13 protein-coding genes and 1 riboswitch are annotated in these 13,794 nt (G+C 68.6%); of the genes, 3 read left to right on the forward strand and 10 right to left on the reverse strand.

Annotated elements, in window-relative coordinates:
• Positions 1–70 precede the first annotated feature (70 nt).
• Together ACXJJ3_RS20555 and ACXJJ3_RS20560 are read left to right on the forward strand one after the other, a co-directional pair.
• Positions 71–751, forward strand: a complete 681-nt coding sequence (locus ACXJJ3_RS20555; RefSeq protein ID WP_458171823.1) for a hypothetical protein — start codon at positions 71–73, stop codon at positions 749–751.
• Positions 748–2,109, forward strand: coding sequence for an MFS transporter (locus tag ACXJJ3_RS20560; protein WP_458171824.1), 1,362 nt, complete (start codon positions 748–750; stop codon positions 2,107–2,109). Before ACXJJ3_RS20555 ends, ACXJJ3_RS20560 begins: the two co-directional genes overlap by 4 nt.
• Here ACXJJ3_RS20560 and ACXJJ3_RS20565 read toward each other — a convergent pair whose 3' ends face one another.
• From ACXJJ3_RS20565 to ACXJJ3_RS20575, 3 genes are all read right to left on the reverse strand, one after another.
• Entirely contained in the window at positions 2,110–3,456 is a 1,347-nt protein-coding gene (locus ACXJJ3_RS20565) for a threonine/serine ThrE exporter family protein (protein WP_458171825.1), read from the reverse strand.
• A gap of 91 nt (positions 3,457–3,547) precedes the next feature.
• Complete coding sequence (locus tag ACXJJ3_RS20570) at positions 3,548–4,525, reverse strand: sugar-binding transcriptional regulator (protein WP_458171826.1); 978 nt, start codon at positions 4,523–4,525, stop codon at positions 3,548–3,550.
• Between the two features lie 29 nt (positions 4,526–4,554).
• Positions 4,555–6,018, reverse strand: a complete 1,464-nt coding sequence (locus tag ACXJJ3_RS20575) for an apiosidase-like domain-containing protein (protein WP_458171827.1) — start codon at positions 6,016–6,018, stop codon at positions 4,555–4,557.
• A gap of 47 nt (positions 6,019–6,065) precedes the next feature.
• Positions 6,066–6,199, forward strand: a riboswitch (FMN riboswitch).
• Positions 6,200–6,286: 87 nt separating this feature from the next.
• On the opposite strand from ACXJJ3_RS20575, the gene ribB reads away from it, so the two are divergent.
• The gene (gene ribB / locus ACXJJ3_RS20580) at positions 6,287–6,901 is read left to right on the forward strand and encodes a 3,4-dihydroxy-2-butanone-4-phosphate synthase (RefSeq protein ID WP_458171828.1); all 615 of its coding nucleotides are present in this window, start codon (positions 6,287–6,289) and stop codon (positions 6,899–6,901) included.
• Here the strand turns inward: ribB and ACXJJ3_RS20585 are convergent.
• Genes ACXJJ3_RS20585 through ACXJJ3_RS20615 form a run of 7 tightly spaced genes read right to left on the reverse strand, consistent with a single transcriptional unit; the run spans position 6,885 to position 13,688 of the window.
• The gene (locus ACXJJ3_RS20585; RefSeq protein ID WP_458171829.1) at positions 6,885–7,853 is read right to left on the reverse strand and encodes a transketolase family protein; all 969 of its coding nucleotides are present in this window, start codon (positions 7,851–7,853) and stop codon (positions 6,885–6,887) included. The two genes, ribB and ACXJJ3_RS20585, sit on opposite strands and share 17 nt — an antisense overlap.
• Positions 7,850–8,728 carry a transketolase gene (locus tag ACXJJ3_RS20590; RefSeq protein ID WP_458171830.1) on the reverse strand — a complete coding sequence of 293 codons (879 nt, stop codon included), beginning with the start codon at positions 8,726–8,728 and terminating at the stop codon, positions 7,850–7,852. The genes ACXJJ3_RS20585 and ACXJJ3_RS20590 overlap by 4 nt, the downstream gene beginning before the upstream one ends.
• On the reverse strand, positions 8,725–9,720 hold the full coding sequence (locus ACXJJ3_RS20595; protein WP_458171832.1) for a sugar phosphate isomerase/epimerase family protein: 996 nt from the start codon (positions 9,718–9,720) through the stop codon (positions 8,725–8,727). The genes ACXJJ3_RS20590 and ACXJJ3_RS20595 overlap by 4 nt, the downstream gene beginning before the upstream one ends.
• A gap of 9 nt (positions 9,721–9,729) precedes the next feature.
• Positions 9,730–10,620, reverse strand: a complete 891-nt coding sequence (locus ACXJJ3_RS20600; protein ID WP_458171833.1) for a carbohydrate ABC transporter permease — start codon at positions 10,618–10,620, stop codon at positions 9,730–9,732.
• Positions 10,617–11,507, reverse strand: a complete 891-nt coding sequence (locus ACXJJ3_RS20605; protein WP_458171834.1) for a carbohydrate ABC transporter permease — start codon at positions 11,505–11,507, stop codon at positions 10,617–10,619. The genes ACXJJ3_RS20600 and ACXJJ3_RS20605 overlap by 4 nt, the downstream gene beginning before the upstream one ends.
• Before the next feature lie 4 nt (positions 11,508–11,511).
• On the reverse strand, positions 11,512–12,798 hold the full coding sequence (locus ACXJJ3_RS20610) for an ABC transporter substrate-binding protein (protein WP_458171836.1): 1,287 nt from the start codon (positions 12,796–12,798) through the stop codon (positions 11,512–11,514).
• On the reverse strand, positions 12,795–13,688 hold the full coding sequence (locus tag ACXJJ3_RS20615) for a nucleoside hydrolase (RefSeq protein ID WP_458171837.1): 894 nt from the start codon (positions 13,686–13,688) through the stop codon (positions 12,795–12,797). The genes ACXJJ3_RS20610 and ACXJJ3_RS20615 overlap by 4 nt, the downstream gene beginning before the upstream one ends.
• Positions 13,689–13,794 lie beyond the last annotated feature (106 nt).

Raw genomic sequence — 13,794 nt, forward strand, 5'->3', positions numbered from 1 at the left:
ACTTTACACACCTTCTAATGAATATAGTTCCTGCGTAGCAGCTTCCTGCCGCGTGAAAGGAACGCACGTCATGACCTTCTCCCGCCTCGGCGGCTGGGCCGCGCTCGGTTTCGCGGCCCTGCTCGCCGGGACCAACCTCGTGCTGGCGCCGACCGGCCTGCCACTGATCGGCGACCCGACCGACGCGGTCATGGCGTACTTCGGAAGCCACGCCGGCCTGATCGGGCTCAGCGGAACTCTCGCCGTCGCGGTCTGGATCCTGGCCGTCCTGTTCGGCGCCGGGGCCTACGCGGCGGTGCGTTCGTCGGAACGGGCACGTAGCGAAGCCTGGTCCGTCGTCGGCCTGGCCGGCCTTCTGCTGCAGAACGCCACCTTCACCGTGTTCATCGCGACCAGGCTGGCCCTGACCGGCACCGCCACGGACACGTCGGCGAGCAACGGCCTGTGGGCGCTCAACGAAGCACTGTTCGCCTTCAACGGCACCTACCTGGCCACCGCGATGCTCGGACTGTCGATCGCCGGCCGCCGCTCCGGGCTGATCAGCCGCACGCACGCCGGCACAGGATTCGTCGCCGGAGCCCTCCAACTCACGGGTGCACTGCTCCTACCGCTGGTGTTCAGCAACCCCGGCCCCGTCGACCTGATCGGCCTGGCCGGCTGGATCATCTGGGTGATCTGGATCGCCTGGTACGGCGTCGTCCTGATCCGCACCCGAACGTCCTCGCTCGAACCCGCAATGGCGGCAGTATGACCCCCACAGTCCAACGCCCAGGGCCGATCCTGGCCGTTGTGTGCCTCGCCTTCTTCATGACGATGCTCGACACCACGGTCGTGAACATCGCGCTTCCGGACCTGCAGCAGCGGCTCGGCGCGTCCCTGGACCAAGCGCTGTGGGTGGTGAACGGCTACACGCTCGTCTTCGCCGTGCTCCTGCTGACATTCGGCCGCCTCGGCGATCGATACACCCCGCGCACGATGTTCCTGGCGGGGCTGGCGGCGTTCACGATCGCGTCCGCGCTGTGTGGCCTGGCGCAGGACCCCGCCCAGCTCATCGTCGCCCGCGCGCTGCAGGGCGTCGGAGCGGCGATGCTGATGCCGCAGACCCTGACGCTGATCACGACCACGTTCCCGCCCGATCGGCGCGGGTTCGCGTTCGGGGTCTGGAGCGGCGTCGCCGGCCTGGCGACCATCGCCGGTCCGACGGTCGGCGGTCTGCTGGTCGACACCCTCACCTGGCGGTCGGTCTTCCTCGCCAACATTCCGCTCGGCCTGATCGCGCTCGTCGGCGCGTACCTCCTGCTTCCGTACGGCGATTCGCGTCGGGCCCGCCTGGATCTGGTCGGCATGCTGCTCTCCACCGGCGGGCTGTTCGCGATCGTGTTCGCCCTGCTCGAGGGACAGCGGTACGGCGGGCCGGCTGTCGTCGTCGGACTGGTCCTGCTGATCGCGTTCGTGGTGCACCAATACCGGACGCAGGGCGGCGTACCGCTGGTGCCGTTCGACTTGTTCGGGCGGCAGAACTTCGCGGTGATGAACGTCGTACTGATGGCGGCCCTGTTCGCGACGGTCGCGTTGCTGCTGCTGTACACGTTCTACCTGCAGACCGTCCGTGGCCTGACGCCGATCGAGGCAGGGCTGATGCTGGCGCCACCGTCGCTGGCCACGCTGCTGATCTCACCGGTCGCCGGACGGCTCGCCGACCGTGTCCATCCGCGGCTCGTCGTCCCGCCCGGGCTCGCGTTGTTCGGGGTGGGCTTCGTCCTGCTGCTGGCCGCGTCCGACCTCGACACTCATGTACTCGGGCTGCTGCCCGGGATGGTCGTGTGCGGGATCGGTGCCGGGGCCGTGTTCGCGCCGGCGAACGCGCTCGCCCTGCGGGACGTCCCGCCGGCGTCGGCCGGCGCTGCCTCGGGGGTCATCAGTACGTTGCGGCAGGTCGGGACGCTGCTCGGCGCGGTCGTCGTCGGCGCCATCCTGCAGGCGGGTGCCGGTGACCTCGACCCGAACGCCTACCGCGCCGCGCTCACGACGGCGAACTGGACCGTCATCGGTGTCCTCGCCGGTACGGCGATCATCGCCTTCAGCGCCCGTCGGCCGGCAGGTCGATAGTCAGGACGCGCGTCGGCCGCGGCGGCGGGGGCGGTTGGAGCGGCGGCGGACCGGGCGGCGGGGGCCGACCAGTCGCGGACCCGCCAGCCGGTCCTCCAGACGGCGGGCCTCGCGGCGGATCGGCTGGGCGACGTACTCGCCGAGGATCAGGCCCGAGGCCAGGGCGACGCCGATCGCGACGGCGGTGGCGAGGCTGACGATGCCGATCAGGTTGCCGAGGCCCATCAACTCGTACAGGCCCCGGTAGATCGTCAGGCCGGGCAGCAGTGGGATCGAGCCGGCGACGACCACGACCAGCGGCGGTACGCCGGTCCGCCGGCCGCTGGAGTACCCGCCGAGACCGACGACGAACGCCGCGGCCGCTGTCGACCACGCCGGGCCGAACTCCGCCCTCGTCATCAGCGTGAAGACGAGTGACGCCAGCGCGCCCATCACCGCCACCGGCAACAGCGCGCGGAGCGGTGCATACGACGCGTACGCGAACGCGACCGACATCACCGCACCCGAGATGACCATCACCGGAAGGTTCGCGAGCTGGATCGTCGGGGTCTCGAGCCCGACGTTCAGCCCGAACCGGAGCCCCAGCGCGAGCCCGAGCGAGACGCCCGCGATGATCCCGCCGGTGAGCAGCATCGCCTCGAGGCTGCGGGCCGCGGCGGTCACGTAGTACCCGGTGATGGCGTCCTGGACGGCACCGGTGAGGGCGATCCCGGCCAGCAGCAGGATGATGCCCGCGGCAACGACCAGTGACGGTTTCACCGGCGCGTGGACGGCGTACAGCACCAACGCGACCGCGGTCGCGACGAACGCGCCCGCCACCTGCTGGTAGAACGCGGGCAGCCGCTGCCGGTTGAACCAGCGGTTGTTCAGCTCGATCACGATCGCGGTCAGTACCGCGAGCAGCGTGATCAGCCAGCCGCCGCCGAGCAGCAGCGTCGCGCCGCCGGCCATCACGCCCCACGCGACCACCGCGCTCCACCGCGGGTACGGCGGGCCCGCTGACGTCAGCCGGGCGAGCTCGCGGGACGCCTCCTCGCGATTCAGGTCGCCGCGCGCGAACCGCCGTACCAGCCGGTCGACGTCGGTCAGCCGGGAGAAATCCTGCGAGCGGTACCGGACCAGCCGGATGTGCGTCTCCGGCGCGACGTCCGGGGCCTCCTGGTACGACACCGCCATCGACGTGAACGTGATGTCGACCTCGCACCCGCGCAGTCCACCGGCCGCGGTGACACCCAGGATCGTCGCGGTCGCGTCCGCCGTACCGGCGCCGCTGGACAGCAGCACCTCACCGACCCGCAACGCCAGGTCGATGGTGGCGTAGACCTCCCGCTGCTCGTCAGGCTCCATCAGGGGGTGTCTGATGGGTCCACGCCGTCGCGAGCAGGTGCTCGGTGCGGCGAGGTGCCGTGCCGAGTGCCGCGCAGTAGGCGTGGACCCATCAGACACCCCCTAGCAGTCGGTGCGCCATCGCGAGGTCGGTGATCAGGATGTTGATCCAGCCGCCCAGCAGGGCGGCCCGGATCGCGGAGTACTTGCGTTCGCCGCCGGCCACGCCGATCCGGCGCGGCACCGCCAGCAGCTCCTTCGCGGTCACCCCGATGACCCGTTGGTCGAACGTAGAACGCACGAGCTTTCCCTCTTCGTCGAAGAACCGGAAACACACGTCCCCGACCGCACCGAGCCTGCGGAGCTCGTCCTGGTCGGCCTCCGCGACCGCGTTCCCACTGCGCTGCAGCAACGGCGAGGGTTCGAGGCTGCCGATCCCGACCAGGGCGTCGGTGAGTTGTCCCCAGGTGCCCAGAACGTCCCGGACCGACACGTCGTTCATCATCGCCCGCCGGACCGCGGGGGTCCCGACCAGGCCGGGCGCCGGCAGGTAGACCGGCATCCCCCCGGTCAGCTCGGCGAACCGCGCCGTCAGCCGGGTCGCCTGCATCTGGACCGCCGCGTCGCCCAGACCGCCGACGATCTGCACCACCTTGTCCACCACCGGCACGCTCTTGCGCGGCATCCGGTCGACGGCCGAGATCAGCGTCTCGCTCCACGAGGAGATCCCGACCACGTGGCCGCCGGTGAGCGTCATGTCCAGGTACGCCGCCGCGCCCGAGCCGAGCGCCGGAAGGACCTCGTCGCCGACGCCGATCGTGTCCACCACGACCGCGTCGCGCAGCCCGTACCGGCCCTGCAACTCGTCTTCGAGGTCGCTGTGCACGCCGCTCGGCATGGTCACCACCGTGTGCACGATGCCGACCTCGACGGCCTGCTTCAGCATCCGCGAGACCCGCGCCTGGGACAGGTTCAGCTCGGCGGCGATCTGCGGTTGCCGGATGCCCTTCTCGTGGTACATCCGGGCCACCTTCGCAAGCAGCCGCAGCTCGTCCAGCCCCGGCTGGCGCACCGCGCGGTTGCTGTTCACAACACCCCTCTCAACAGGATCAAACTGGACTATAAGCAGATGTAGACCCTCGGTGCGCCACCAACATCAGGCAATGGACTTCCCGGCGTGTCCCGGGCACCTCTCGCCACCACCGAGCCGTCCCGCGGATCGACGATCGTGTACCCCAGCGGCACGGTGTCGTCGAACACCATCACCGGCCCGCCGTTCTCGCGGTACACGATCAGACCGCCCTCCTTCGTACTCAGCGCGCGCCCGGAGATCACCCGCGTCCAGTCCGGCGTCATGTCGGTGGTCGGCAGGCCGTCCAGGATCTTGCCGAGCATCCCGACGTACGTCGAACCCTCGAAGCCGAGCGCCTCGCGCCAGCCCGCGCCCGGGGCGAGGAAGTACTCCGAATGGCCCGGCTCGTCCGGGTGCAGCCGCCACTGCCACAGGCTGCCCGCGCCGTAGACGACCCCCATCGTGCCGCCCGCGCACAGGTTGCTCCACGCCTCGTGCCCCTGCCACCAGCCCTCGGCGACACCGGTGCGGCCGGTGTGCTCGTACGTCGGCTCGCCGTTCGCGACCGCCTTCACCGGGAGGTTGCGCCACAGGTCGGCGACCCGCTCCGGGACGTGCTCGCCGGTGTGGCCGGTCTGGCACCACTGGAAGTCGAGCCAGTCCGCGTCCTGGTGCGCGACCGGGCGGATGTGCGGGCGGTAGTGGATGCCGGTCGGCTGGTGGTAGCAGTCGCTCGCGTGCACCTCGGCCCCGCCCGCCGCGATCTGCGGCTCCGTCCCGGCCCCGTCGGCGCCGACCAGGTAGATCGCCGGCCGAGCGCCGTACCGCGCGACGAGGTAGCGGCAGTACTCCGCATACTCCTCCGCCGGTACGACGGTGCCGGCGACATCGAGCCCCTTCCACCCGAACCCGTGGAAGACCGGCTGCAGCACCGGGACGATCCCGTGCTCGACGAGAATCCGCAGCAACTCGTCGAGGTACTCGAAGTACTCGAAGTTCATCCGGGTGAGACGACCGTCGGGAAGGTCTTCGAACCCGACCCCGAACCCCTGGTCCTGCGTACGGTCCCGCGGCCCGACCGCCCGCATGTCCGGCTGCACCGTCATCAGCAGGACCGCGTTGAACCCCTTCGCCTGCCGATCGGCGGCATACTCCCGCACCTGCTCCGCGGTCGCCCGCCACGGCAACGCCCACGCGGTATCCGCCACCAGCACAACCGGCGTCCCGTCCGCATGCACAAGACTCCGCCCACCCGGCGACATCCTCCAAAACCCATGCACGTAAAACGGATTCGTTTCCTCGGACTCCATCACGTTGAACTCGCCCGACACGTCCCCGTCCACCCACCGCCACCGCCCGGCAACCGGCGCCGCGAACCGCACCCGCCGCCGACCACCCCCGCCGGTGTCAAACGTCGGTCGGCGGAGCGCGAGACCGTCTTCGTGGGTGAACTCGACCCAGTCCGAGGTGGCGGGGAATTCGAGTTCTCTCCAGACGGATGAGATGGACATGACACTCCCGGGGTGCTGGTTGCCGTTAAGCTGAGGACGAAGAGAACACACGTGCTCTGGGGTCGGTGAAATTCCGAGCCGGCGGTGACAGTCCGCGACCCGTGACTTCGCGAGAAGGAGCGGTTGACCTGGTGGAACTCCAGGACCGACGGTGAAAGTCCGGATGGGAAGACGCACGTGGCAACCGCACGTCCCGAGAACCGGGGCGTGAGGTTTGTCGTTGCCCCCGGAGTGCCAATCGGTTGCACTGCCCGAGAGGACAACGAAGATGAACACATTGACCAGCCTGGACACCATAGAACGCGCCGTCTCCGACATCGCGACTGGCCGTCCGGTTGTGGTCGTGGACGACGAGGACCGTGAGAACGAAGGTGACCTGACCTTCGCCGCGAGCCTCGCGACCCCGGAACTGATGGCGCTGCTCGTCCGCCACACCAGCGGCTACGTCTGCGCGCCCACCACCTCCGAGGTGCTGGACCGGCTCGAACTCCCGCTGATGGTCCCGGACAACCAGGACAGCCTCCGTACGGCGTACACCGTCTCCGTGGATGCGGCGACCGGTGTCGGTACCGGGATCTCCGCGGCGGACCGGGCGCGGACGGTCCGCGTACTGGCCGACCCGAAGGCGCAGCGCGCGGACCTGATCCGGCCCGGTCACATCCTGCCGTTGCGGGCGGTCGACGGCGGCGTACGGGAACGGCCGGGCCACACCGAGGCCACGGTCGAACTCGTCCGGCTGGCCGGTCTCCCGCCGGTCGGCGTGATCGGCGAGCTCATGAACGACGACGGCACGCTGATGACCGGTGCGGACCTGCGGGCGTTCGCCGACGTTCATGGCTTCGCGATGATCTCGATCGCCGACCTGGTCAGCTACCTGTCGTGACCAGCTTGCGGGCGGCGTCGGCGATCCCGCCGGCGGACAGCCCGTACCGGTCGAGCAGGTAGCCGGCCGACCCGGTGGGCGCGAACTCGGGGATCCCGAGGATCGTCACTCGGGCCGGGTGCTGCTGTACGACGGTCTCGGCGACCGCACCGCCGAGACCGCCACCGGACACCGCCTCCTCGGCGGTCACGATGCCGGCCGTCTCCCGCGCGGCCGCGACCACGGCGTCGGTGTCCAGCGGCTTCACCGTCGGCATCGACACCACCCGCGCCGAGATCCCTTCCGCCGCGAGCAGTTCGGCGGCGGCGAGCGCCCGCCACAGCACGGTCCCGTTGCTGATCACGGTCACGTCGGTGCCTTCGCGGACCGTGATCGCCTTGCCGAGCTCGAACGTGTAGTCCTCGGAGTACACCTTCGGCACGCTCATCCGGCTGACCCGGATGAACACCGGCCCCTCCGACGCGGCCGCCCAGCGGAGTGCGGCCGCGGTCTCGATCGGGTCCGCCGGGACGATGATCCGGAGCCCGGCGATCGCCCGCAGCCAGGCGATGTCCTCGATCGAGTGGTGCGTCGGGCCGAGTTCGCCGTACGCGACGCCGGGGCTCATCCCGCAGAGCTTGACGTTGGTGTTCGAGTACGCGACGTCGGCCTTGATCTGTTCGAGCGCGCGGCCGGTGAGGAAGCAGGACGCCGCCGACACGAACGGGATCCGGCCGCCGTTGGCCAGTCCGGACGCGACGCCGACCATGTCCTGCTCGGCGATCCCGACGTTGATCAGCCGGTCCGGGAACGCCTTCCGGAAGCTGTTCAGCTTCGACGATCCGACCGAGTCGTTGACGACGCCAACGATCCGGTGATCGGCCTCGGCGAGCTGCGCGAGCGTCTCGACGTAGGCGTCCCGGCAGTCGTACCGCGGCTGGTCCGCGATCGAACGGGTCTCGAGGACGGTCATTTCAGCTCCTTCAGGGCCTGCTGGAACTCAGCGGCATCGGGTACCCGGTGGTGCCAGGCGACGTTGTTGCTCATGAACGAGATCGGGTGCCCCTTGTGCGTGTGCGCGATCACGAACGTCGGCTTGCCCGGCCGGAACGGGACCGCGGACAGTACGTCGAGCAGCTCGCCGTGGTCGTGCCCGTTCACCTCGACGACCGCGAACCCGAACGCCGCCGCTTTCTCCGGCAGCGGGTCGAGGTCGTTGGTCTCCTTCGTGGTCGCGCCCTGCTGCAGCCGGTTCCGGTCGACGATCACGGTCAGCCGGTCCAGCTGGTACTGCGAGGCCGCCATCATCGCCTCCCAGTTCGACCCCTCCTGCAGCTCGCCGTCCCCGACCAGGACGTACGTACGCCGCAGCGAGACGTCGAGCTTCGCCGACAGGGCATGCCCGACGGCGACCGGCAGGCCGTGCCCGAGCGGGCCGGTATTCGCCTCGACGCCGGCGACCTTGTTCCGGTTCGGGTGCCCGTTGAGCGCGGACAACGGTTTCAGAAACGTGGAAAGTTGTTCCACCGGCAGGAAACCGAACGCGGCCAGCGTGGTGTAGAGCGCGCCCGCGACGTGACCCTTGCTCAGGATGAAGCGGTCCCGCTCGGGGTCGTTCACGGTGTCGGGCGAGATGTCGAGCACCGCGCCGTACAGCGTGGCCAGGATGTCGATCGCGGAGAAGTCGCCGCCGATGTGCCCGGCGCCGGCGTGGTGGACGAGCTTGAGGTCCTGGATCCGGATCTGCTTGGCGGCCTCGGCGATGTGCGCGATCTGGTCGGCGCGGCTGCTGTGGAGCGGCAGCCGGCCGAGCACCGGCAGCGTCGCGTGCTCGGCTGTCAGCGTCATACGATCTCCGCCATCGAACTCAGCAGCACCTTCTGGACCAGCTTCTGCGCTGCGAGCGCGTCGTGGGACGCCTGGGCGGCGGCGAGCGCGTCGTCGTCGAGGACGTCGAGCGCGTGGTGGATCGCCTTCAGGAACGTGATCGCCTGCTTCGCCGCCTGCACGCTGTCCTCGCGGAACGGGAACTGGTCGAGCTGCCAGACGCCGTCCCAGTTGTTCTTCCGCAGTGTGTGGAAGAACTCGAACGTCTCCACCAGGTGCACCGAGCCGACGATCATGTCGTCGTCCCAGCCGCGCAGGTTGTCGTTCACGTCGATCGCGAACAGCCGGCCGTAGTCGATCGCCAGCTGGGCCGCGTCGGCCGGCGTCTCCAGGCCGTACAGCGAGTGCCCGAAGTCGAGCAGGATGCCGAGGTTCGGCAAGCCGATCTTCTCGATGCCGAGCAGCGTGCGGGCGACGTTCGGGAAGATGATCTTGACCCGCGGCTCGCGCGGCTTGTACTCGATCACGAAGTTGATGTCGGGGTGCGCCGACACCAGTTCCTTCAGGCCGTCCAGGGCCAGGTTCCAGACGTCGTGGTAGTTGACTTGGAACGGGTAGTCCCAGCCGTCCTGGCCGGGCCACAGCTTCACGTACGAGCAGCCGAGGTCCTTCGCCAACTCGGTTGCCTGGTGCAACAGCTCCAGGGCCTGGGCGCGGACCTTCGGGTCCGGGTTCGTGAAGGATCCCTTGACGAAGTCCTTGGTGTAGATCTCCGGGGTGATCGCGATCGCCTTCAGGTTGTTCCGCTGCAGCGCGGCCTTGACGTCGTCGAGCGTCCCGTCGTACCCCGCGAACGGCCAGTTCAGGTCGACCACCGAGAGGTCGCCGACGGCGCCGGCCCGGTCGATCTGTTCGAGCAGGCCGACGGGTTCGCCGTACCCGTCGGTCGCGTAGCGGTCCTTGTAGGTGGCGAAGTGCCAGATACCCGCGCCGAAGACCGGCATGTCAGTCATATCTCGTTCCTAACCTTTGAGTGAGCCGGCGGTGAGCCCGCCGACGATCCAGCGCTGCAGCAGGGTGTAGGCAATGAGGATCGGCACCACGGCAATCAGGATGCCTGCCGCGAGACCGGTGTTGTTGTTGGCGAACTGGCCCTGGAAGTTCAGCAGGCCGACCGGGATGGTCTTGTGCGCGTCCGAGTTCAGCAGAATCAGTGCGAACAGGAACTCGTTCCAGGTCGCGACCGCGTCCAGGATCGCCACCGTGACCAGGGCCGGGACCGACAGCGGCAGGATCATCGTGAAGAACACCCGCCAGTCGCCGGCGCCGTCCACCTTCGCGGCCTCGATGATCTCGTCCGGGATCTGCCGGAAGAACGACTGCAGCACCAGCACCTCGAACGGGATGCCGAACGCCAGGTACGGCCCGATCAGCCCGAAGATGCTGTCGGTCATCCCGGCCGAGCGCATCATGATGAAGACCGGGACGATCGTGATGTAGATCGGGATCGTCAGCCCGAGGAACACCGAGAACATCACCGTCCGGCGGAACTTCATCCGCAGCTTGGCGAGCGCGAAGCCGAGCATCGCGGAGACCAGCACCCCGAGCGGGACCTTGACGACCGCGAGGATCAGGCTGTTGCGGTACGTCGTGGCGAAGTTGCCGATGCCCCAGGCGTCGGAGAAGTTCTTCCAGGTGAACTCCGCGGGCCAGCTGAGCGGGCCGTTGCCGATGAAGTCGGACAGCGGGCGTACGGCGGTGATCACCAGGAGCGCGAGCGGTGAGATCCAGAAGAGCGCGATGACGACGAGGACGAGCGTCATCACCAGGCCGCGACGCCCCTTGGGTCCAGGACTGTCGGAGTGAGCCGCGTCCAGCGGGAGGTCCACCGGGGCTTGGGCTGTGAGGGTCATGAGGCCTCCCGGGTCTGGGAGCGGACGTACGGAATTCCTACCGCGATCGCGACCAGCGTGATGACGACGGCGATCGCGGTGCCGTAGCCGGCCTGGTAGTACTGGAAGACGTTGAAGTACATCCAGGTGCCCATCACCTGCGTCGACGTACCGGGGCCGCCGTACGTCATCGCGTAGATCAGGTCGAAGACCTTGAACGAGTCGATCAGCGACAGTGCGAGCACGATGTAGTGCGCCGGCCGCAGGCTGGGCATCGTCACGTGCCAGAACTGCTGCCACTTCGTCGCACCGTCGACCGTCGCGGCCTCGTACAACTCGTTCGGGATGCCCTGCAGGGCGGCCAAGTAGAGCAGCATCGGGAAGCCGGTCCGCAGCCAGATGGCCGGTACCATCACCGCCCACAGCGCGGTCGAGTCCTGCCCGAGCCACGCCTGCGCCAGCCCGTCCAGCCCGATCGCCCGGAGCGCCGAGTTGATCGCGCCGTACTGCGGGTTGTACAGCCAGCCCCAGATACTCGCGATCGACACCAGCGGCAGGACGGCGGGCGTGTAGAAGATCAGCCGGAGGACGGGCTTGCCGTGCACCTTGCCGTTCAGCGCGATCGCCAGCAGCAGGCCTAGCACGGTCGGGACCGCGATCGTGACCACGGTCCAGATCAGGTTGTTCTTCACCGCGGTCACCACGACCGGGTCCTGCGGCAGCTTGAAGTAGTTGCTCAGGCCAACGAACTTGTACGAGGCGCTCAGCCCGTCCCAGTTGGTCAGGCTGAACCACAACGAGGACAACGCCGGGTACACCAGGAACGCGACGTACACCCCGAGGGCGGGGATGGCGAACAACCAGGGCGACCAACGGCCACCGCGTTTGAGTGCGACTGTGCCGGCCATGCGCTCAGCTCTTCGCCCAGGCGGAGACGATCTCCTGCATCTTCTTCGCGGCCGCGTCCGGCTGGACGGACCCCTGCAGCAGGTCGCTCTGCACGCTGAAGTACTGGTCGGCCTGCTTCTTCGGGAACGCCTGGTCCTGGATCGTGTAGAACCCGTTGCTGCCGTACTTCTTCGACCACTCCGCCGACAGCGGCAGCGACTTCGGGTCCGGCTCGGCGCCCTTCACGGTGGAGGCGGTGATGTTCATCGCCTTCTGGGTCTCCGGCTTCACGATGAAGTCGATCAGCGCGGCCGCCTTGTCCGCGTTCCCGGTCTTGGCGTTGATCATGTAGCCCTCGACGAAGCCCGAGTGCCGGGCCGGCGTCTTGTCGGTCGGCAGCTCGAAGTTGCCGAACCCGGACGGGCTCTTCTTCGCGCTAAGGATCGCGCCGGCCTCGGTCCACTGCCCGGCGATCGTGTACGCCGTCTTGCCCTGCACGTACCAGGGCTCGACGTCCGACGGGTCCAGCCCGAGCGCGCCCTGCGGCAGCCACTTCTTGTCCTGCCACTTCTTGAACAGCGTGAACGCCTCGACCACCTCGGGCCGGTCCCAGCTCTCGGCGCCGGTGAGCAGCTTGTCGTGCAGGTCCGGCCCGGCGGTGTGCTCGAGCAGGTACTCGAACAGCCGCATGATGTCCCACCCGTACTTGCCACCGAGCCCGCACGGCGTGACACCGACAGCCACCAGTTTGTCGTTCACGGCCTCGAGTTCGGCGTACGTGGTGGGCGGGGCGCTGACGCCGGCCTTCGCGAACAGCGACTTGCTGTACCAGGCACCGAGTCCGAGCTGCACGAACGGTACGCCGGACTTCACGCCGTCGAACGTCATGCCGCTGATCGCGGTGGTGTTGAGCTTGGAGTCCCAGCCGAACTTGTCGTAGTACTTGCCCAGGTCGAGCGCCTGCTTCGCCTTCGCGAACGGGCTCCCGATCTGACCGCCCCAGATCCGCCAGACGTCCGGGCCCTTGCCGCCGAGCAGCTCGGTGCGGAGCTTGTCCGGGTACACCGCGGCACCCGAACCGGGCAGGCTGTCGACGGTCGTCGTGGTCCCGTTGGCCTCGTCGAACTTCTTCACCTGCGCCTTCAGCAGGCCGATCGTCGAGTCGTCCTCGTAGGTGAACAGGCGCAGGTTGTTCGACGCGGCACCGGTCGAGCCGGCGGTGGTCGCCGTACCGCCTCCGGTGCAGGCGGACAGACCGGCGCCGAGCGCGGCGGCGGACGTGAACCCCAGGAAACCTCTACGGCTGATCATTGAGCACTCCTTTGGCGGGCGAAACGGCGGATCTTGGCGAACATGTCCTCCAGCAGGAAGCGGACGTCGACCTGCTCGCAGACGTGGATGGGGTTGTCGGTCCCGGGCAGGTACCAGCCGTCGACGCCGAACCTCGGCGCGGGCTGGACCCGCATGTCCCCGCTGCGGGGATAAAGCATCAGCGCGATCGCGGGCGAGTCGCCCAGCGACCGCGACTCGATCGGTTCCCCGTGGTACTGCGCGTTCCACTCGACCAGCTGGTCGATCAGGTACTTCCCGAGCGGGCCGGCGTCGCCGATCTTCTCCTCGAGCTCGGCGTAGCTGACCGAGACCTTGGTGTACACGTCGCTCGGCACCTGCCAGACGGTCATCCCGGACCCGAACACCACGTTGGCCGCGTGGATGTCGTTGGACAGGTTGAACTCGATCCCTGGGTACGTCTGGTACCCGCGGTAGCCGCGGCCGCCGATCCAGATCACGACGACGTCGCGGTGCACCAGCTCCGGATCGAGCAGGATCGCCGACGCCATGTCGGTGAGCGGGCCGAGGAACGACACGAACAGCGGGTCGTCCTTCGAGGCCAGCTTGGACTCCTCGATGATCAGCCGCGCGCCGGGAGAGTCCAGCGGGGTCTGCTCGTCCGGGATGCCGGTGGTGGCGCCGTCCGCGACCGTGACCTTGCCGGTCAGGTCCATCAGGTCCAGCAGCAGGTCGATCTCCTCGCGGGACTCTTCCATGCTCCGGTCCGACCGGCGGGTGCCGAAGTGCGCGGGAATCAGCCCGCGGACGTCGAAGGTCGGCGACAACAGCCCGTGCACGATCGCGAACTGGTCGTCGGCCTCGTTCTTGGCGTCGGTGTTGATGATCACCCGGCGTCTACTCGACTTCACGCTGCTCTCCATCCGTCCTCTTAACCCTCACCTGCCGCCGGAGGCGGCGTTCTTGTGGACTTTGCTCCCCCACCCGCCGCCGGAGGCGGCGTTCTCGTGGTCTTTT

This window comes from Kribbella sp. WER1 (assembly GCF_054189145.1).